The sequence below is a fragment of the Flavobacterium sp. FlaQc-48 genome (assembly GCF_044007335.1).
In the GTDB taxonomy this organism is placed as follows: Bacteria; Bacteroidota; Bacteroidia; order Flavobacteriales; family Flavobacteriaceae; genus Flavobacterium.
Genome location: NZ_JBIPCR010000002.1, coordinates 482,958 through 503,001, shown reverse-complemented (window position 1 = coordinate 503,001; position 20,044 = coordinate 482,958). Strand labels below are relative to the sequence as shown.

General features: G+C 32.7%; 18 protein-coding genes. 9 read left to right on the top strand and 9 right to left on the bottom strand.

The annotated features are described in order from the left end of the window. Positions 1-59: 59 nt before the first annotated feature. The 7 genes from ACHRWY_RS05320 to ACHRWY_RS05290 form a co-directional block, all read right to left on the bottom strand. Positions 60-1,199 carry a glycoside hydrolase family 26 protein gene (locus ACHRWY_RS05320; protein WP_395353187.1) on the bottom strand — a complete coding sequence of 380 codons (1,140 nt, stop codon included), beginning with the start codon at positions 1,197-1,199 and terminating at the stop codon, positions 60-62. Between the two features lie 31 nt (positions 1,200-1,230). After that, positions 1,231-2,184 (bottom strand): phosphoribosylaminoimidazolesuccinocarboxamide synthase, encoded by a 954-nt coding sequence (locus ACHRWY_RS05315; protein ID WP_395353186.1) that lies wholly within the window; start codon positions 2,182-2,184, stop codon positions 1,231-1,233. A gap of 305 nt (positions 2,185-2,489) precedes the next feature. Next, a complete protein-coding gene (locus ACHRWY_RS05310) occupies positions 2,490-4,838 on the bottom strand; it encodes a prolyl oligopeptidase family serine peptidase (RefSeq protein WP_395353185.1) in 2,349 nt (782 codons plus the stop codon). A gap of 208 nt (positions 4,839-5,046) precedes the next feature. Continuing rightward, the gene (locus tag ACHRWY_RS05305; protein ID WP_395353184.1) at positions 5,047-5,877 is read right to left on the bottom strand and encodes a Cof-type HAD-IIB family hydrolase; all 831 of its coding nucleotides are present in this window, start codon (positions 5,875-5,877) and stop codon (positions 5,047-5,049) included. 138 nt (positions 5,878-6,015) lie between these two features. Beyond that, positions 6,016-6,378 (bottom strand): DUF1801 domain-containing protein, encoded by a 363-nt coding sequence (locus tag ACHRWY_RS05300; protein WP_395353182.1) that lies wholly within the window; start codon positions 6,376-6,378, stop codon positions 6,016-6,018. A 12-nt stretch (positions 6,379-6,390) separates the two neighbouring features. Then, the gene (locus ACHRWY_RS05295; RefSeq protein WP_395353181.1) at positions 6,391-7,092 is read right to left on the bottom strand and encodes a hypothetical protein; all 702 of its coding nucleotides are present in this window, start codon (positions 7,090-7,092) and stop codon (positions 6,391-6,393) included. 148 nt (positions 7,093-7,240) lie between these two features. Next, on the bottom strand, positions 7,241-8,191 hold the full coding sequence (locus tag ACHRWY_RS05290) for a PhoH family protein (protein WP_395353221.1): 951 nt from the start codon (positions 8,189-8,191) through the stop codon (positions 7,241-7,243). Positions 8,192-8,509: 318 nt separating this feature from the next. Here ACHRWY_RS05290 and ACHRWY_RS05285 point away from each other — a divergent pair, with 318 nt between their 5' ends. The 8 genes from ACHRWY_RS05285 to ACHRWY_RS05250 all read left to right on the top strand — a co-directional run bounded on the left by ACHRWY_RS05285 (position 8,510) and on the right by ACHRWY_RS05250 (position 15,519). Next, complete coding sequence (locus ACHRWY_RS05285; RefSeq protein ID WP_395353220.1) at positions 8,510-9,337, top strand: S-adenosyl-l-methionine hydroxide adenosyltransferase family protein; 828 nt, start codon at positions 8,510-8,512, stop codon at positions 9,335-9,337. Positions 9,338-9,533: 196 nt separating this feature from the next. Next, a complete protein-coding gene (locus ACHRWY_RS05280) occupies positions 9,534-9,830 on the top strand; it encodes a putative quinol monooxygenase (RefSeq protein WP_395353180.1) in 297 nt (98 codons plus the stop codon). Positions 9,831-9,843: 13 nt separating this feature from the next. After that, positions 9,844-10,362 carry a hypothetical protein gene (locus ACHRWY_RS05275; protein WP_395353179.1) on the top strand — a complete coding sequence of 173 codons (519 nt, stop codon included), beginning with the start codon at positions 9,844-9,846 and terminating at the stop codon, positions 10,360-10,362. Between the two features lie 52 nt (positions 10,363-10,414). Further along, positions 10,415-11,140: a gliding motility-associated ABC transporter permease subunit GldF gene (gene gldF, locus ACHRWY_RS05270; protein WP_395353178.1), complete on the top strand. Its 726-nt coding sequence runs from the start codon at positions 10,415-10,417 to the stop codon at positions 11,138-11,140. After that, complete coding sequence (gene gldG, locus ACHRWY_RS05265) at positions 11,140-12,852, top strand: gliding motility-associated ABC transporter substrate-binding protein GldG (RefSeq protein ID WP_395353177.1); 1,713 nt, start codon at positions 11,140-11,142, stop codon at positions 12,850-12,852. The genes gldF and gldG overlap by 1 nt, the downstream gene beginning before the upstream one ends. 80 nt (positions 12,853-12,932) lie before the next feature. Further along, complete coding sequence (gene dnaN, locus ACHRWY_RS05260) at positions 12,933-14,051, top strand: DNA polymerase III subunit beta (RefSeq protein WP_395353176.1); 1,119 nt, start codon at positions 12,933-12,935, stop codon at positions 14,049-14,051. A 317-nt stretch (positions 14,052-14,368) separates the two neighbouring features. Continuing rightward, positions 14,369-14,665 (top strand): hypothetical protein, encoded by a 297-nt coding sequence (locus ACHRWY_RS05255; RefSeq protein ID WP_395353175.1) that lies wholly within the window; start codon positions 14,369-14,371, stop codon positions 14,663-14,665. 224 nt (positions 14,666-14,889) lie between these two features. Beyond that, entirely contained in the window at positions 14,890-15,519 is a 630-nt protein-coding gene (locus ACHRWY_RS05250; protein ID WP_395353174.1) for a DsbA family protein, read from the top strand. Positions 15,520-15,703: 184 nt separating this feature from the next. On the opposite strand, the gene ACHRWY_RS05245 is transcribed toward ACHRWY_RS05250, so the two are convergent. Continuing rightward, positions 15,704-17,476 (bottom strand): DNA mismatch repair protein, encoded by a 1,773-nt coding sequence (locus ACHRWY_RS05245; protein WP_395353173.1) that lies wholly within the window; start codon positions 17,474-17,476, stop codon positions 15,704-15,706. 73 nt (positions 17,477-17,549) lie between these two features. After that, the gene (locus tag ACHRWY_RS05240) at positions 17,550-18,383 is read right to left on the bottom strand and encodes a universal stress protein (protein WP_395353172.1); all 834 of its coding nucleotides are present in this window, start codon (positions 18,381-18,383) and stop codon (positions 17,550-17,552) included. A gap of 184 nt (positions 18,384-18,567) precedes the next feature. Between ACHRWY_RS05240 and mnmE the strand changes: the two genes are divergently transcribed. Beyond that, positions 18,568-19,968: a tRNA uridine-5-carboxymethylaminomethyl(34) synthesis GTPase MnmE gene (gene mnmE / locus ACHRWY_RS05235; protein ID WP_395353171.1), complete on the top strand. Its 1,401-nt coding sequence runs from the start codon at positions 18,568-18,570 to the stop codon at positions 19,966-19,968. The last annotated feature ends 76 nt before the right edge of the window (positions 19,969-20,044 follow it).

The window sequence follows — 20,044 nt, the reverse complement described above, 5'->3', positions numbered from 1 at the left end:
AAAAAAGTGCAACTCAGTTAGAAACATCATTGCACTTCTTTTTATGTATGTAAAAGTCTTTATTTTAAACTAAATTTTTTAGAATAAATCTGTTTGAAATCATTTTCAAACAAGGTAAATGGATCGTTATAAAACTTCATAAAATCAGGAACACTTAGCTGCCCCGGAAAAGGCGCGTAAAAATGAGTTGCACTTGTAGTGTCATTTCTCCAGACTAACACATACGTTAGCTGAAGATGCTCAGACTTTAAAACCTTTAATAAAGTTTCTGTCCACCAGATTTTATCCGGAATTGATTCTAAACCGGTTTCTGTCAAAGCAGCTAATTTTTTCTTTTTGATGGCAAGATCAGATATTATTCTGAGTTTTTTTACTGCAGCTTCGATGTTGTACTTTCCGTCACGTCCAAAATCTCCGTAATCATCCATGCCTAACATATCTGCGTAATTATCCCCCGGATATCGCTCTAAATATTCATTTTCAGAATTGAATCTGGCATCTGGGGAAAAAGCGTAAATAAAATTATGAACGCCCAAAGTATCCCGTAAATAAGAAACCGTAAACTGCCAGACAGCTATAAAATCTTCGCGCGAAGTATGCGATTTTCCCCACCAGAACCAATCTCCGTCAAACTCATGAAAAGGCCTGAAAATCATTGGTGCCAGTGTTCCGTCTTTTGCCTTTACCGAATGAGCAAAATCAGCAATGGTTTTTAAAATTTCTTTGTACTGTTCGTGATGTGATCCGCCTTCTTTAATTAATTTCATGGCAGCTACAGAAGTTGAATCTTTCCAGTAGAAACTATCCGAAGAAGCCGGATTCATGAAATGCCAGGAGACCGTTGTGATTCCGCCCCTTTCATAAGTGGCAATGACATTCTTTTTTAGAATTGCTGTAGTTTTTTCAATCTCTTCTTTAGGATGTCCTGAAAATCCACTAAAATCGATTCCAATAACGGCAGGATGTGAACCCGTAACTGATTTCACATCTGATCTGTTTTCTTCATTCGACCAGCCATGCCCGTATTCTAACGCATGCTGATGTCCAAAAAGGATATGTTTTTTTGAAATTGTTTTTAAATTCTCATACAAAGCTTTCGTTTCTTTTGTTGCATTTTTATCAATTTGCGCAAAAAGAAAATGCCCTGTTATCATCAATAGAAATAACAAGGCATTTTTTTTATTTGGAATAAAGTTCATGGTTTAAATTGTTAGTTAAACCCGAAAATTACTATTTCGTTGCAAGGTAATCTAATACGTTTTTATCAATACGTTGATCAATATTGTCAATATCCGCTTTAACGAATTTTTCTCCTAAAATATTCTCATATAATTCAATGTATCTTTCAGAAACTGATTCGATATAGGCATCTGTCATGTCCGGGATCTGTTGTCCTTCCTGTCCCTGAAAACCATTTTCAATCAACCAGCGACGTACAAATTCCTTAGACAATTGTTTTTGTTCTTCTCCTTTATCCTGTCTTTCCTGATATCCGTCAGCGTAGAAATAACGGGAAGAATCCGGTGTATGGATTTCATCAATTAAAACGATAACACCTTCTTTTGTTTTTCCGAATTCGTATTTTGTATCTACTAAAATTAATCCGCGATCAGCAGCAATTTCAGTTCCTCTTTGAAATAAATCACGTGTGAATTTTTCTAAAACAATATAATCTTCTTCAGTAACAATTCCTTTTGCCAGGATATCTTCACGAGAAATATCTTCATCATGAGAACCGTTATCCGCTTTTGTAGTAGGTGTAATGATTGGTTCAGGAAATTTATCATTTTCCTTTAAACCCTCGGCCATAGTTACACCGCAAATTTGTCTTTTTCCGGCAGCATATTCACGTGCTGCATGTCCTGAAAGATAACCGCGAATGACCATTTCGACCTTAAAAGGCTCACACAAATGCCCTACAGCAACGTTTGGATCCGGAGTTGCAATCAGCCAGTTTGGTACAATATCTTCCGTTAATTCCATAAATCTTGTTGCAATCTGATTTAAGATTTGTCCTTTGTATGGAATACCTTTTGGTAAAACCACATCAAAAGCCGAAAGCCTGTCCGTTGCTACCATTACCAAAAGTTCATCGTTTATGTTGTAAACTTCTCTAACTTTTCCGCGGTAAACTGATTTCTGATCTGGAAAATTAAAATTTGTAGTTGTGATTGTATTGCTCATTATTCTAAGTTGTGTTGTTTTTTATGAATGCAAATTTAAAACTAATTAAAATAAAAAAAGAATCTATTCAGATTCTTTTTTGTACCTCGATAAGAGTTTTCCGTTTTCAGTCTTTATTATGTGTGATTAAATATTCCCGCTGTCAAATGCTGTATTTGTTAACTTCCTATGTAAAATAGGATCTGGTTTTACGGAACCGTCTCCACCGGCTAAATTAGAAAAGTTTCTTATTTCCAATCTTAATCAAAATAAAAAATCCCGTTTATGATCGATAAACGGGACTTTCTACTGAGATACTTTATGTTTTACTTTTTCAGCAAAGTCGAATTAAATAAATTTAAAATTCTGCTGTATTCGTCAATCCACGAATAAGTTTCTTTAAATCCGTGTGATTCTACAGGGAATGAAGCAAGACTCCAGTTCTTTTTCTGTAATTCAATAAAACGTTGTGACAAACGTACAATGTCTTTATACTCTACATTATCATCAACCATTCCGTGTAACATTACCAGATTTCCTTTTAAATTATCAGCATAATAAATTGGAGAACTTTTTTTGTAAGCTTCAGGATCAGTTTCAGGGAAATTTAAAATGTTTCCTGTGTATCCATGGTTGTAGTGTGCCCAGTCGGTAACAGAACGCAACGCAGCACCTGATGTAAATTCGCCAGGAGTTGTCAGCATTCCCATTAAAGTGATAAACCCACCGTAAGAACCTCCATAGATACCCACTCTATTGGCATCGATCCCATATTTTTCAACTAATACTTTTTTACCATCAAGGTGATCTGATAAATCTTTTCCTCCCATAAAACGATAAATTCCGGTTCTAAAATCACGTCCGTAACCATCACTTCCTCTATAATCTATGTCCAAAACGGTATACCCTAAATCAGTCAGCATATTATGAAACATATACTCTCTGTAGTAATTACTCCAGTAGTTGTGAGCATTTTGCAAATAACCGGCACCATGAACAAATATGACTGCTGTCTTGTTTGCATTTTCTGCTTTTGGAGTATATAATCTAGCATTTACAGGAGTTCCGTCCTGAGCTTTAAATGTAATAACTTCCGGTTCTCTCCATTTGTAGTTTTTAAAACTTTCAGAAACCGATGAAGAAATCTGCTGTAAAGCAGTATTCTTTTTATTGTCGGCGATATAAAAATCCCAAGGAATATTTTTATAAGAATAACGAACTAAAAGTGATTTTTCGTCTGGAGAAAGTACAACTTCATGCGCACCGTCTTTGGTTAGAATTGGTTCTAAAGCTCCACCGGCAGCAGCAAGTTTATAAAAGTTTCTATTTCCCGGATGTGTTGTATTTGTTGTTAAGTAAAATGTTTTCTTATCATTTGATAATGTCACGTCACGAACTTCCCAATTTCCGCTTGTTAATTGTGTTTTCTTACCTGACTTTAAATTATAGGTATATAAATGTGAATATCCGGTAGCTTCAGACTGAAAATAAATTGTCTCATTGTCTGCCAAGAAACCAAGAGTTCCTGAATCAAAAGAATACGATGGAATTCCCGGACCGGCAATCCATGCATCGTCATGTTGATGTTCAATTTCTTTGAAAGTTCCATTTTCAGGATTTAAACTTACCAGCCATCTGTCTTTATTGTCCTGGCTTCTGATTTCAACAATACCAACAGATCCATCTTCGTTATAAACCGGCGGCTGGGCCATAATTAGCTTGTCTTCTTTTGCTTTATTTTTTAAATTATCGTACGATTCATAATACTTTGGTGTATCCTGAATGTGACTTAAAGTCGAAAAATTAACATAGTAAACTGTATCTTTTGCTACAGAATAAATTCCGAATTTCGTTTTTACTAAATTGGATGTAGATACTTTATTTTTGGTTTCGGGAGTTTGATTGTAACCATCATCGGTTATAAAGACTTCCATTTTTTCTTTTTTACTATCTGATTCTTCTACTAAACTAAAAGTCGCGAAATTTCCATTTGGATTTGCTTTTAGATTAAAGAAGTTGTCTTTTCCATAAAAATATTCTTTGGCAAAATCAGATTTAACGGCTTTATTTTTAGCAACATTCCATTGTTTTTTAGCTTCTTTATCTTTAATGAACTGAAATAATTCTTTTTGTTGGGTCTTTAGGAATGAATCTTTCTCGGGAGTTTTTTCTTTTTTAGTTCCTTTACTAAAATTCGTAATTTGTAAAATAGTTCCTTCTTTGGCATTGTATTTAAAAATATTATCATTTTGCTCAAAGAATACTATTCCTTCCGTTGCGCCTAATTCAAGATTTGAAATTGGGGCGCTTTGCTGAATGATTTTTTTTACTGCTTTTGTACTAATCGTGTACGAATATAATCCTCCTTTATCTGTATAATAAACGATATCTGAATTTGGTTTTCTTTTAAAATCCAGTTTTGAAAATGCGGCTTCTTTTGGCTCAGCCAAAACTGGCTTTGCTGCTCCTTTTTGCCAGAAATAGGTACTTGCGCCCAAATCATCTGTCGGATTCCATTCAAAATAAACTTTTTTACCATCTAAAGACCAGCGTCCGTTTGTTGGTTGATTTCCAATAAAAGATTCGCCTTTCATTATTTCTTCTAATTTCAGTGTCTGGCTCTGACCCGATACTGAGAAAATTAAAAAGGCAAGGATAAAAATGTTTTTTGTCATGGCATTTGTTTTTTAGAGAAAACAAAAATACACTTTGAAAAGTATTAAAAAAATGTTTTTGTTATTTGCTTGCGAATTTCTTTGCAAAATATTCATCTAACAAAAAAAATCCCTGAAGTATTATCTCCAAGGATCTTATTTTTATTAAAAGTATAAAATTTTAATTTTTAGAATGATAAAAGCGGTCTCATACTTTTTTTATTGCTACTTAATTCTCTACAATTTCTTTGTTTAAAATTTTTGAAGCAATATAATGGGCTACACCGTCTTCGGCATTGGTTTTAATGACTTCTAAGTTTGGCAAAGTTTCTTTTAGTAAAGCCGGAGCATTTCCCATAATTAAACCTTTTCCTGATGCGGATAACATTTGAACATCATTAAATCCGTCACCAAAAGAAATAGCCTGATCTAAAGTAAAACCTGCTTTCTCTAATACTACTTCGATTGCAACAGCTTTATCGATAGACTTGTCCATAAACTCTAAACAAGTTGGCAAACTAAAAGCATGATGCAAATGTTCTGAAGAATTAGCCAAGATAGCATCCTTCAGTTTTACTAATTTTTCATGATTATCACAGGAGAAGAAAATTTTAATTGCGCCAAAATCTTCCAGTGTTTTGTAATCCACTAACTCCGGACGATATTTTAGCTCTGCCTGAAAAGCATTTAATCTTTCGTTTATTCTATTGGTCTGCCAGACCTTTTCTTTGAATAAAACTACTGTAATTTCAGGATCGATTTCAACATTTAGTGCTGCTTTTACAACGTCACTATTTAAGTTGAAAGCAAAAAGTTCTTCTTTTTCGGGTGAATGAATTCTTGCACCGTTTGAACTTACCAAATAAACCGGAACTTCAAGTGTTTCTATAATGGCCATTGCATCAAGATGATGACGTCCCGTAGCCACTACAATAAGATAATTTTGATTGTGAAGTTCCTGAAAAACAGATTTCGTATACTCTGATATTCTGTGTTGAGGGTTGAGTAAGGTTCCGTCTAAGTCACTTACTACAACTTTTATATTTTTAAGTTTTGTCATATTAATACTCCAATATTTATGATGTGCAAATTTACAATTTTAAGCCCGGTTAAGCAAAGATTAGAAGACCTGAAAGTCTAAAATCACATAAGTTTATTATATATTTAACTATTTCATTAAATATTGTTTTTAACCAATTTAGGTTTTAACAACTCCTGATTTGTATAAATTCAATGCCTTCTGTAAAATTGTTTCAATTTGGTGCAAAGGTAAATCTTCGTTTGAATCGAAAAGCATAATTTTCATTCTGGAACGACTTTCCTGAATCAAATAAGTTTCTTCGAAATGTTTTCCTTCCACAATTCCGATATAAGGTTGTTTGAGTTTTTTATGAATCCATAAATAGCAGAACATTTTTCCTTTATAACAAAAAAAAGGCATTCCATATTTTAAAACATTGGTAATTTCATTGTCCTGCTTTAAAATAATTTCTTTTAATGCCAGAAAAATTCCTTTTATGGGTTCGTTTTGGTTTAGGTAGAAATCATCTAATTGTGTCATTTTTATAATAATTTACAAGCCATAACTATTTTTCCAGTCAAAAATGTTTTTCGGATGCTCATTATCATTTGGATAATTTGCTTGTACAAACTCAAATTGTTTTTCCGTTAATAGAACCATTCTTCCATCATTCCCTGAACTAATTGGATAAAATTGTTCGTTACTATTTTGTAATTTAAGCTCGCTATTTAACATTTTAATAAAGTTTATATATGAAATTCCCCAATCATTGTCACCAAAGTTACCATCGTATGCTGTATATTCTCTTCCATTCAGCCTAATTGTATGCTTCCAATGTTTTTCATTTTGATTATTGTATTCCTCAGAAAAAACAAGTTTCAAATTAAGTTTATCAAATGAAATTTTCACTATTTCCAGATATTGAATCAATCCTCCGCCTTCAAATAAAGTTTCAGAATCAATGACGTAAAACCTATTATCAGTAAAAATTAAATCTTCTTTCATTAAACCTTCAAAAAAGTTGAGTTCATTATATGAATTTTCAAATTCTGCTTTTGTTCTTTTCAAATTTGATTTATCTGTCAAATTAAAAAAATCATACCTTGATAATTCAGAGACAATTTCTTTACCAGATAATTTTGATTTACCACTTAAAAGATCATTTCGCTTGTTATGTTTATTTTGAGCTTTTAAATTTATTACAAAAAACAATAAGCTTATCACAAGAATTGTGACCGATTCCATTTTTCCCATTCAATGAATTTCTCAATTTGTAGTATTACTTAAAAAAAATATTCGTTTTACTCATTTCTAAATGAATTAGAATTATGAATAAAACGAATATTAATAAATGTTAAAACACATTTTACGATTTACATTTAACATTTCGTAAAAATTAAACTTAATCGTGATTCTCTATTTGTTTATAAGCATCGATTACCTTTTTCACTAATCTGTGACGTACGATATCTTTATCATCAAGATAAATAATTCCAATTCCGTCAACATCTTTCAGTACCAAAATGGCTTCTTTAAGGCCCGAAATAGTTCTGCGTGGTAAATCGACCTGCCCGGGATCACCGGTAATCATAAACTTGGCGTTTTTTCCCATACGGGTCAAAAACATCTTCATTTGTGAATGTGTCGTATTCTGCGCTTCATCGAGAATTACAAAGGCATTATCAAGTGTACGGCCACGCATAAATGCCAATGGTGCAATTTGTATAATTCCTTTTAATATGTAATCTTCGAGTTTTTCGTTTGGTAACATATCGCGCAAAGCATCATAAAGCGGTTGCATGTAAGGATCTAATTTTTCTTTCATATCACCGGGCAAAAAACCAAGATTTTCTCCTGCTTCTACTGCTGGCCGGGTCAATATGATCCTTTTTACTTCTTTGTCTTTTAGTGCTTTTACCGCCATTGCGACACCCGTATACGTTTTTCCTGTTCCGGCCGGGCCTACAGCAAATACCATATCGTTTTTCTTGATGGTGTCTACCAACAACTGTTGGTTTGGCGTCATTGCTTTAATAATCTTACCGCCAACTCCGTGAACTAATATTTTGTCATGATCGTATGCTTTTTTTTCATCCTGACCATCACTCATAATTACACGTTCAATTACATTATCGTCAATGTTGTTGTATCTGGTAAAATGAAGCATAAGCCTCTGAAATCTCTTTTCGAATTCATCTAAAACTTCTTTTTCGCCAAAGGCTTTTAAAGTGGTCCCTCGTGCTACGATTTTAAGCTTTGGGTAGTACTTTTTTATAATTTCAAGATGTGAATCCTGTGCGCCCCAAAAGTCTTTTGGAGCGATGTCTATTAGCTCAATAATTCTTTCGTTCAAATGAGATAAGTTTAAATTAAAAATAAATTCGTTTTGTAAATCTATTGCTGTCGGGTATTTTTTTAAATCACGGTTTTTAGTCGCTGTCACAGTTTTTAATAATTGACTAAAATTTACTTAAAATTTTATTTAAAATCAACTTTTTATTAAAACACTGAAAACAGAAACTCCAAACTGAGACTACTATATACGGTTACTATAATTTTATCGCAATTTGTCTTTTCTTTCTTTCAATTTGCATTTAGTATTCTTAGATTTGCATTTCTCAAATTTAATGAAAATTAGATTTAAATACTACCAATAGTTATAAACAAAATGATGTCAATAATTACCCTTACTACTGATTACGGCTTAAAAGACCACTTTGTTGGTTCGCTGAAGGGTAAAATTCTTTCTGAGCTGTCAGATGCAAGAATTATTGATATTTCGCATGACATCGATCCTTTTAACACTGCCGAAGCAAGTTACATTATTGGAGCATCTTACTTAAGTTTTCCTAAAGGAACTGTTCACCTCATTGGGGTCGATATTGAACGCAACAAGGAAAATCAGCATATTGCCATGCAATGGAATGACCATTATTTTATATGTGCCGATAATGGTATTTTAAGTATGCTGACCCAAAAAATTGTACCGCAGAAAATTGTTGCGATTAACATACACGATCGCTTTCCCAGTGAATCGAGTGATTTAGACATTTTTATACAAGTTGCCTGTCATATTGCAAAAGGAGGCTTGCTGAACGTAATTGGCAAAGAAATTCCGGCAGTTAAGGAAGTAACTGAATTACAGCCGGTTGTTGCTGCAGATGGGAATTCGCTAAAAGGATATGTTATTTACATTGATCATTTTGGAAACGTTATAACTAATATTTCAAAAAAACAGTTTTTAGAAATTGCAAAAGGACGTCCTTACGAAATCGCCATGAAGCCCAAAAGCATCAAGACCATTCTGCCTAATTATTCTGCAATTGCAACTTCTGAAAAATATCCCATTAAAACGTATGAAGGCGAAAAACTGGCTATTTTTAACGAAGCCGGTTTTCTTGAAATTGCCATCTTTAGAAGCAATCCTTCTAAAGTAGGTTCTGCAAATAGCCTGTTAGGATTAAATTACAGAGATGTAATTACGATTAAATTCAATTAAAATTTCAGATTGCTGATTTTGTTTGCGGAGTCTCTGGTGTGATCTTTTCTCTGTCGGGATGGTAATATTAGGGTAAAAACTATACTTCAGAATATTTTATTTTTTCCTGAAAAGAACAATCTATTTTGGTATTTTTGCGCACCTGAAATAATTTTAGACTTAAAAAAAATTAAATTCAGAAATCTAAAATTATAATATGTTTGTTCGAATAGTAAAAATGAGTTTTCACGAAGAAAAAATCCCGGATTTTCTGGAGAATTTTGAATCTGTGAAAGACAAAATACGAAATGCAGAGGGAAATCGTTTTTTAGAATTGTATCAGGATAAAAATGACAAATGCATATTTTTTACTTACAGTTATTGGGAAACTGAAGAAGATTTGGAAAATTATAGACAATCTGAACTTTTTAATACGGTTTGGAGTTTTACAAAGCAATTGTTTAATGCAAAACCGGAAGCGTGGAGTGTGGATAAATTAGTTTCTTTGCTTTAAAATTATAAAAATAATGAAATCTACTTTTAAGCAATTTGAGAAATGGCTTGTCTTACTGTTGTTTCCAGCAGTTGGAATATTTTTTTTATTTCATCAAACTCAAAGGCCGAAAATTAAAAGTAAAAATGATTTAGAAGTTGTTGAAGGAAAAATCGAAGATTATTCGTTTAAATACGTCTCTGGAGGCAAAGCAATATCAAGACAATTTTATATTTGGGTTAAAGGATATAATTGCAAATTTCAAATAATTGCTGATTATTTAAACTACTTTGAAAAAAGTAAATTTCAAGAATCAAAAAAAGATGGAGATTCAATTAAAATATTAATTCCTTCAGAAGATAAAGACAAACTTTATAAAAATGAACAGATAATAGTCATGTCCCTAAGTGATGATAAAAACACTTATTTATCACTAAAAGATACAATAGCTGAAGAAAAGAAATATTTTGATATATATGCTGGAATACTATTTTTATTAATTGGAAGCATATTAATTATACTATCTAAAAAGGGAATAATACGGACTAGATAACGATCAAAAAAAAAAAAAAAAATTACTGATTAAACGATTAAACAAAAAATAAATGAAATCAATCATTTTACGAGAAATAAAATCCTTTTTTGGCTCTCCTATTGGCTATTTGGTCATTGCTGTTTTCTTAATTAGCAACGGACTATTTTTATGGGTTTTTGAAGGAGATTATAACATACTGAATACGGGTTATGCTGACCTGACTCCGTTTTTTACATTGGCTCCATGGATCTTAATTTTCCTGATTCCCGCTGTTACCATGAGAAGTTTCTCTGACGAAAAAAAACAAGGAACACTAGAATTACTTTTGACCAAACCCTTGTCAATTTGGGAAATTGTAAACGGAAAATTTTCAGGTTCCCTTATACTGATCATTTTAGCTATTATTCCAACCTTCATATATGTAGAAGTAATTTGGAATTTGGGTTCTCCTGAAGGAAATATCGATATGGGAAGTACCATTGGTTCTTATTTTGGATTACTGTTTCTGATTGCTGCTTATTCTGCTATTGGAATTTTTACTTCTACCCTGTCCGAAAATCAAATCGTAGCTTTTATTGTTGCGGTTTTTCTTTGTTTTATCTTTTATTTTGGTTTTGAAGGTTTGGCTACTTTAATCCCGGGATCTTCTGCTGTAATTTCGTCGTTGGGTATGCAGGACCATTTTAAAAGTATGAGCCGTGGTGTTATCGATACCCGGGATGTTATTTATTTTTTAAGCATCACCGTATTGTTCCTGTCTTTTACTGTTTATCAATTAAAATCTTTTAAAGCCTAATGAAAGCATCTACTCAGCAAAATATCAAAACGTTAGGTATTATCGTTTTCGTTTTAATCGTTTTAAATGTATTGGGAAGTTTATTTTTTCACCGGTTTGATTTAACTAAAGACAAACGATATACATTATCTGAAACTTCTTTACAAATTATAAAACAGGTTAAGAATCCCTTATCAATCAAAATCTACATGCAAGGCGATTTGCCGGCAGATTTCAGACGTTTGCAGCAGGAAACAAAACAAATACTGGAAGAATTTCAGGCGTACAATGGTAATATCGTTTTTGAATTCGTAAACCCGTTAGAAAACAAAGACGAAAGCATGGATGTTATAAAATCTTTGTATCAAAAAGGTCTTACTCCAATAAACATTACTGTTGATGACAAAGGAAAACAATCTCAGGCAATGGTTTTTCCGTGGGCAATTGCGGTTTATAACAATAAAGAAGTAAATATTCCTTTATTGAAAAACATAATGGGAACTTCGACTACGCAAAAAGTAATAGGTTCAATTCAGCATTTAGAATATTCAATTGCAGACGGGATTAATAAAATTAGTAAAGACAGACAAAAGAAAGTTGCGATTATAAAAGGAAATGGCGAACTAAAAGAGGTTCATATTGCTAAAATGCTAATGCAAATTCGCGAAAGCTATTACATTGGTCCTTTTACACTGGATTCAGTAGCCAAAAATCCAACCGGAACTTTAGATGCCTTAAAAAAATACGATTTAGCCATTATTTCAAAACCAACTGAATCTTTTTCTGATGAAGAAAAACAAGTTTTAGATCAGTTTATCATGAACGGAGGCAAAACACTATGGTTAATTGATCAGGTCGCTGCTGACATGGACAGTTTGTACAATCAGGCAGGAGCTACACTGGCGTATCCGAGAGATTTGAATTTAAACGACATGTTTTTTAAATACGGATTCAGAATTAATCCTGATTTGGTAAAAGACGAACAAGGAAGCAAGTTAAAATTAGCTACCGGCGAACAAGGAAGCGCTACACAGTATCAGGAATTTATCTGGAAATTTGCTCCAATTGTAATACCAGCCAACAGCAATCCGATCGTAAAAAATTTAGGCCAAATTAAATTTGATTTTGCAAGTCCGATCGACACTTTAAAAAATGGAATCAAAAAAACGGTTTTATTGCAATCGTCTCCTTATTCTAAAGTAATCGGGACTCCGACAGAAATCAGTTTAAATAGCGTAAACGAAAAAACTTCTCCTCAGGATTATATCAACAAAGGCAACATACCGCTCTCTGTCCTGCTGGAAGGTTCTTTTCATTCTGCTTTTGAGAATCGCGTATTGCCTTTCAAAGAGAATTCATTTTTAGCAAAAGGAAAGCCAACCAAAATGATTGTAATTGCCGATGGCGATTTGGCCAGAAACCAATTAGATAAAAACATGATGCCGGTTGAATTAGGTTATGATCAGCGTACCGGAAACTTATACGACAACAAAGATTTTATGATGAATTGTATTAATTATCTGCTGGATGATACAGGACTTATTAACATTAGAAGCAAAGATGTTAACCTGCCATTATTGGACAAAGAGAAAGTTTATAAAAATTATAGCTTCACGCAATTCATAACTATCGGACTTCCAATTCTAATTTTATTGGTTTTTGGATTTGTATTTACCTACATCCGCAAAAGAAAATATGGAAAACAGATGTTGATAAAAAATTTGCAAAACTAAGTTTGTTTACGATATATTTGTAAAACCTATCTTAGTTGAAGAAATACTGAGAAAAAGAGCAAAAAAATAAAACAAAAGAGATGAAATTTATAGTATCGAGTTCGTACTTATTAAAACAATTACAAGTTTTAGGTAGTGTAATCAACAGTAACAATACGTTGCCTATTTTAGATAACTTTTTATTTGAACTAGACAATAATGAGTTGACAGTTTCGGCTTCGGATCTTGAAACTACAATGTCTGCTACATTATCAATCGATTCTACAAGCAAAGGAAGTGTGGCTGTGCCTGCTAAACTTTTACTTGAAATTTTGAAAACGTTTCCGGAACAACCTTTAACTTTTACAGTTGAAGAAAACAATACGGTTGAAATTAGTTCAAACTCCGGAAAATATGCTTTGGCATATGCTGCAGGAGAAGAATTCCCGAAATCAGTAAGCCTTGAAGAACCCTCTGTAACACTTGTTCCGGCTGATGTTTTGGCAACTGCTGTAAGCAAAACTATTTTTGCTGCCGGAAATGATGATTTGCGTCCGGTAATGTCAGGGGTTTTCTTCCAGTTCTCACCAGAAGGATTAACTTTTGTTGCTACAGATGCTCATAAACTAGTAAAATATGCCCGTACAGATGTAAAAGCATCTCAGGTTGCTGATTTTATTATGCCAAAGAAACCATTAAATATCTTAAAAAGTATTCTTGGAAGTTCTGATGCTGAAGTAAAAATCGAATACAACGATTCAAATGCGACTTTCTCATTTGATAATTATATTTTAACATGCCGTTTGATTGATGGAAAGTATCCAAATTATGAAGCGGTAATTCCAAAAGAAAATCCAAACAAATTAATGATTGACCGTTCTTTATTTTTAAGTTCAGTAAAACGTGTTGCGATTTTCTCTAATAAAACAACACACCAGATTCGTCTAAAAATTGCCGGGGCTGAATTAAATGTTTCTGCAGAAGATATTGATTACTCAAACAAAGCAGAAGAAAGACTGACTTGTGATTATCAGGGAGATGATCTTCAAATTGGATTCAATTCACGTTTTTTAACAGAAATGCTGACCAATTTACAATCAGATATGATTATGTTAGAGATGTCATTACCTAACAGAGCCGGGATTCTTACTCCCGTTGATGGATTAGAAGAAGGTGAAACTGTTACAATGTTGGTAATGCCCGTGATGTTAAATAGTTAACATCAAAACTTGTTTTTGTTACAGGGATCTTTTTTAGTTTCGAATTAAAGACATATCATTGTAAAAAAAAATATCGCTATTAACCAACCATTTTTTATACCTAGAAACCGCAATTCTTTTTTTAAGATTTGCGGTTTTTTATTTGAGGTGTTTTTAAATTACGTTCCAGATAAAAAACTTATCAGGAAAAACCCTTGAAGCTGTTCTGCATTAAGATAGTTTTTTAGATACTTATCAGATTGTTTCACAAAGAAAACCTGAAAACTGAAACCTTTTTTGCTTTAATTTACAACAGCTAAAACAATAAGTTTAATAAGATGATTGATAAAGATAATTTTCTAAAATTTATAAGTGACAATTTCAGCTATGATCAATTATATATTGATAAATTCATGCCTGAATTATGGTTTATAGAAATTGATTGTTTCCCAAATAAACCCTATAAACTTGCTATAGCGATTTATGACGAAAATATCCGGCTGGCCACAATAGAAAAAGAACCTGCTATAGATTTTTCTTTATATGATTTTATATTCAAAGAAAACAAAGAGGCAGAGCTGTTTATTGAAAAAATCATACAGGAGAAAAGTTTTCCTTTTCATCTCAAACAATAATTCTACTCTTATTTATTCTAATTCACTTTTTGAAATATTTGCTATCCTCTACAATTAAAAACATAAATCTCTTCCGGCAATTTAACCACTAGAATCATTTTAAAGTTGATAAAACAGCGTATTACCAATCACTTTCGCTAAATAAAGAATCATTTCTCCAAAAACGCTTTAAAAAGCCAAAGCGAACCCAAAACCGGAATAAATATTTTCATTAATTTTGTAATATGAAAATAGAAATTTGGTCGGACATCATGTGTCCGTTTTGTTATATCGGAAAAAGACAACTGGAAACCGCTTTAGCTGAGTTTCCCAATAACGAATTTGAAATTGAGTGGAAAAGTTTTCAACTGGACCCCACTATTACACCGCAATCCGGTAAAGACGTTTTTACGTTTTTAGCGGAACGAAAAGGCATTTCTGTCGAGCAATCTATAGAAATGCATAAAGGTGTCACAGAACGCGCAAAAAGTGCTGGTCTGGATTATCATTTTGATAAAGCGATTATTTCAAATTCTTTAACTGCGCACCGTATTATACAACTTGCTAAAAGTAAAAAGCTGGGTGATGAAATGGAAGAAATTTTCTTTAAAGCCTATTTTACAGAAGGAAGAGATTTAAACGATCCTCAAACCTTAATAGAATCAGGCGTTAAAGCAGGTTTAGATTCAAACGAAGTTAAAGAAGTTATTGAAAATGAAAGCCTCTATTTAAAAGACGTTCATTCTGACATTCATGAAGCCAATGAAATTGGTGTACAAGGAGTTCCGTTTTTTGTTTTTGACAGGAAATATGCCGTTTCCGGAGCCCAGCCGGTTGAAGCTTTCGTGCAAACGATAACGGAAGGATTAAAATAATTACTTTTTTGTCATCGTGAGGCACTAAGAATCTCCTTAGTAATTCTTCAATCTTGTCGAATTCTTTGCAGATTTTCTGGTGTAATTCTTCGTGCCTCAGGATGACAAACTATATAAAAAACTGTGCAATATAAGTGAATCAGGTCTTTTTTACTTAAAATGCCAAATAAGTCAAAATCTAAAATTATATCACTCCCATTTTTTGCATTAAAAAAGTAGCACTTTTATTTTTACAGATTCCACTTCGGAGTTTATAATCGAAATGAAGTTCGTTGTTTTTAATTTCTACTTCAAAACATTCATTGGTTAAAATATCAGGATATTCGTTTGTTGTCAGGCAGACTTCGATATCGTGCGTCGCTATGGCTCCAATGGCCTTTTTTGCTATAATCTTTTTAACTACTTCAATTGTTCCGTTACGCTTGTCATCAGAGTTAGTCCCTCTTAAAATTTCATCTAATAAAACAAAAGCGGGCTGTTCTTCCAGCGCATCCATAATTTGTTTTAAACGTTTGATTTCAGCAAAAAAATAAGATTCACTATCCGCTAAAGAATCTGATAATCGCATTGAAACTAAAACTGGAAGTGGGTGAATATTAGCTTTTGAAGCACAAACAACTGACCCTGCTCCGCCTAAAACCATATTAATCCCCAAACTTCTTAAAAAAGTACTTTTTCCGGACATATTAGAACCTGTTAAAATCATAAATGATTCCGGATAAAAATGAGTGTCATTCCCTACTCTTGTCGACGGATTAAGCAAAGGATGACTCAAATCTGAAAATCCGATTTTATAGTCTGAATTGATTTCAGGGAAAACAAAATCAGGATTATTATATCCCAGATTGGCTAAGCTATTCAAAGCTTCAAATTCTCCAATAATAGCAATCCATTTTTCAAGTTCTGCCGAATAGTTTTCTTTCCATTTTAAAAGCGCTTTTAGAACATGAAGGTTAAATAAGAATGTTCCGTTGAATACAATTGCGGTTACAAAATTGTTAATTGTATCCATTCTGGAAAACAACTCTGACAAATCTTTTAAATGTTTACTTGCGGTAGCATTTTTAAAAACAAGTTGCCTTTGCAGGTCAGTTAACCTCTTTGACTGAAAAGTTTCCGTTTCAATTTTCTGAACTAATAAACTGTATTGTTTAATGATTTTATCTACGTTATCTGCTTTTGCAATTTCAGATTGTATTCGCTTAAAAGATTGTCCTAAAACAATCATATTTGCAATAAAAATATACGTCAGATAGGATAGCAAAATCGCTTTTGAAGTAATAAAATAGCCTGTCAAAAATCCCAAAAACAAAGTTGGAAGAATAACAGACAGCGCAATTAAAACTTTAGGTAAAGTATTATTTTTAAATGAATTCCAATGAATTAATGAATCATAAGAGTTTTTACTGTCATTACTAATCATTGCCAGGGCCAGGAAATCCTGACGCCAATCGATTTTAGTTTTAAGTTCTTTAATAGCTTCCTGGTTTTCCAGAATAGTTTCATTAGACGATAAGTTTAATAATTGATTTGCTAATGTTTTTTTTCCAATAAAAGTAGCCGTTCTGTTTATATTCTGGAATAACGAATGATCTCCAAAAATATCCAGGTCGTACGCATAGGGATGATGAAAATCATTGAATTCAATTCCGTTTTCAAAAGGGATTTTTTCCCTTTTTAAATAAATGATCTCATTTTGATTGATTTTTAAAATTGCTGTAGTGAACTCTTTTTGAAAGGATAGCCGGGAATGAATTCGCATTAAAAAAATAAAACCAACAAAAGACAGAAAAGCAAAAGCTGCGTAAAGAATTTCACTGGTTTTTATGTAATAAAACATTAAAAATAAACACAGAAAAACACTTAAAAGTCGCAGAATACTTATGCTATTGTATCTCTTATTGATTTTATGAAAAATTGTAGTATAGTGCTCAACCTTATTTTTATATGCTTCCATTTTTTTAATTTGAATGAAATACAAATATAGGTTTTACACTTTCAAAATTACTATTGTAAAACAACAGATTTTATTAGCTTTCGTGCATTACCAAAACGGGTACTGAAACTTCTTTTGCTATTTTTTTTGTAAAACTTGCCTCAAATAAACTTTCAAAGAAAGATCTTTTGTGCGTAATAGTTGTCAATACATCGACATCTTTGTATAGTATAAAATCAATGATGGTTTCTTTGACTTCATCACTTGGCAGAACTAAAAATTCGAGGTTTTCACCTGAAAAATCTTTTTCCCACTCTTTTATCGTTTCATCTGAAACATCTGAATTTGAAGTTCTAACATACAAACTTTTTACTTTTGCATTTGTTTTTTTTGCGATAGCCAAAACTTTTCTAAGTTCAGCTTTATCTTTATCACGGTAACGGGTTGTAAATCCGATAACTTTTATCTTTTTGAATTTTGCATCCGCAGGAATACATAAAACCGGAACCTTTACTTCAGAAATTACGGAACTCGTATTTGATCCCAGAAAGAATTTCGTCCAGTCTGAAACTCCTGATGTTCCCATTATAACAAAATCAATATGATCTTCTTCTACTGCATTTTTTAAATTATAAATCAAATCGCCATCCATTAGACGGTGCTTTATGACAATATCATCCAATTTTCTTTCGCTAGCAATAGCTCTTAATTTTGGGATTTCATCTTTAAACATTTCAAATTTTGCTAACTCTATTGAACTGTAAATTGCAGCATAATTTTCCGGAAAAAACTGACTGTCATAAACGGGAATTTCAAATGTATGCAACAAAATAAGCTCGGCGTTGACAATTTTAGCAAATTCTAAAGCATGTACAAACGCATTTGTAGCAGCGTCAGAGAAATCGGTTGGAAATAATATTTTTTTCATTTTGATTTGGATTTAGAAGTTGTTCTCTCAAATTTAGTCATTCTAAAAAGAAAACAAACTGACAATTATCAGTATTTTAACATTTGACAATTTCTTATGAAATGATTTTTTTTAGTTGCAATTAAGTGCTCTTCAATACAACTTCACAAACACAACTTTATGGCTTTTTTTATACCTTTGCAGCATGATAAATCAAGATTCTATAGTTGCATTGGCAACTCCGTCAGGAGCCGGAGCCATTGCAATCATTCGTATTTCGGGAGCTGAAGCTATTTCAATAGGGAATTCGGTTTTTAAATCCATCAAGAACAAAGACTTAACCAGGCAAAAAACACACACTTTGCATTTGGGCCATATTGTAGATGATTCCAAAACATTAGACGAAGTATTGGTTTCTGTCTTTAAAGGCCCTAATTCCTATACAGGCGAAAACACGATCGAAATATCCTGCCATGGCTCTACTTATATTCAGCAGCAAATTATTCAGTTATTACTGCGAAAAGGCTGTAGAATGGCTGATGCAGGAGAATTTACCCTGAGAGCTTTCTTAAACGGAAAACTGGATTTATCGCAGGCAGAAGCTGTTGCCGATTTGATTTCGTCAGATAATGAAGCTTCTCACCAAATCGCCATGCAGCAAATGCGCGGTGGTTTTAGTAATGAAATTGCCAAATTACGGGAAGAACTTTTGAATTTCGCGTCATTGATTGAATTAGAATTGGATTTTGCAGAAGAAGATGTAGAATTTGCCGACAGGACTCAATTTCATGAATTATTGAATAGAATTGAATTTGTTTTAAAGCGTTTAATCGACTCGTTTGCTGTGGGAAATGTGATCAAAAACGGAATTCCGGTCGCGATTGTTGGTGAGCCAAATGTTGGTAAATCGACTTTGCTAAATGCTTTGTTAAATGAAGAACGCGCCATAGTTTCGGACATTGCCGGAACTACAAGAGATACTATCGAGGATGAATTGGTTATTGGCGGAATTGGTTTCAGGTTCATTGATACAGCGGGAATCCGTGAAACAAAGGATGTTGTAGAAAGCATTGGAATTAAAAAAACCTTTGAAAAAATAGAACAGGCACAGGTTGTTATTTACTTGTTTGATGGTTTGAAGTTTCAGGTTTCAAGTTCTGAGTTTATTTCCGAAATTGAACAAATCAAGAATAAATATCCGCTAAAACCTTTAGTAATTATTGTAAATAAAAAAGATATACTGTCTGCTGATGAAGTTTCAAATATTACATCTAAGCTTGAAAATTTAAATGCAAAACTTTTACTTATCTCTGCTAAAGAGAAAATAGGTGTTGAAGATTTAAAGAATGAATTACTTTCTTTTGTAAATACCGGTGCTCTTCGTAATAATGAAACAATTGTTACGAATACAAGGCATTACGATTCTCTATTAAAAGCTTTAGATGAAATACAAAAAGTAAAATTTGGCCTGGAAACCAATCTTTCAAGTGACTTAATTGCACTTGATATTCGTGAGGCTTTATACCAGTTTGGCCTTATCACAGGTCAGGTATCCAATGACGAATTATTGGGAAATATTTTCGCTAATTTCTGCATCGGAAAATAGGCTTCACAAAACATCACAAAATAAAACAAAGAATCCCAGTTAAAATGTCATAAAACGGCATTTTAACTGGGATTCT

Bases quoted from the DNA above. Each gene is read 5' to 3' on its own strand.
- ACHRWY_RS05320 (WP_395353187.1), bottom strand. From the start codon at position 1,199: ATGAACTTTATTCCAAATAAAAAAAATGCCTTGTTATTTCTATTGATG.
- ACHRWY_RS05315 (WP_395353186.1), bottom strand. From the start codon at position 2,184: ATGAGCAATACAATCACAACTACAAATTTTAATTTTCCAGATCAGAAA.
- ACHRWY_RS05310 (WP_395353185.1), bottom strand. From the start codon at position 4,838: ATGACAAAAAACATTTTTATCCTTGCCTTTTTAATTTTCTCAGTATCG.
- ACHRWY_RS05305 (WP_395353184.1), bottom strand. From the start codon at position 5,877: ATGACAAAACTTAAAAATATAAAAGTTGTAGTAAGTGACTTAGACGGA.
- ACHRWY_RS05300 (WP_395353182.1), bottom strand. From the start codon at position 6,378: ATGACACAATTAGATGATTTCTACCTAAACCAAAACGAACCCATAAAA.
- ACHRWY_RS05295 (WP_395353181.1), bottom strand. From the start codon at position 7,092: ATGGGAAAAATGGAATCGGTCACAATTCTTGTGATAAGCTTATTGTTT.
- ACHRWY_RS05285 (WP_395353220.1), top strand. From the start codon at position 8,510: ATGTCAATAATTACCCTTACTACTGATTACGGCTTAAAAGACCACTTT.
- ACHRWY_RS05280 (WP_395353180.1), top strand. From the start codon at position 9,534: ATGTTTGTTCGAATAGTAAAAATGAGTTTTCACGAAGAAAAAATCCCG.
- ACHRWY_RS05275 (WP_395353179.1), top strand. From the start codon at position 9,844: ATGAAATCTACTTTTAAGCAATTTGAGAAATGGCTTGTCTTACTGTTG.
- gldF (WP_395353178.1), top strand. From the start codon at position 10,415: ATGAAATCAATCATTTTACGAGAAATAAAATCCTTTTTTGGCTCTCCT.
- gldG (WP_395353177.1), top strand. From the start codon at position 11,140: ATGAAAGCATCTACTCAGCAAAATATCAAAACGTTAGGTATTATCGTT.
- dnaN (WP_395353176.1), top strand. From the start codon at position 12,933: ATGAAATTTATAGTATCGAGTTCGTACTTATTAAAACAATTACAAGTT.
- ACHRWY_RS05255 (WP_395353175.1), top strand. From the start codon at position 14,369: ATGATTGATAAAGATAATTTTCTAAAATTTATAAGTGACAATTTCAGC.
- ACHRWY_RS05250 (WP_395353174.1), top strand. From the start codon at position 14,890: ATGAAAATAGAAATTTGGTCGGACATCATGTGTCCGTTTTGTTATATC.
- ACHRWY_RS05245 (WP_395353173.1), bottom strand. From the start codon at position 17,476: ATGGAAGCATATAAAAATAAGGTTGAGCACTATACTACAATTTTTCAT.
- ACHRWY_RS05240 (WP_395353172.1), bottom strand. From the start codon at position 18,383: ATGAAAAAAATATTATTTCCAACCGATTTCTCTGACGCTGCTACAAAT.
- mnmE (WP_395353171.1), top strand. From the start codon at position 18,568: ATGATAAATCAAGATTCTATAGTTGCATTGGCAACTCCGTCAGGAGCC.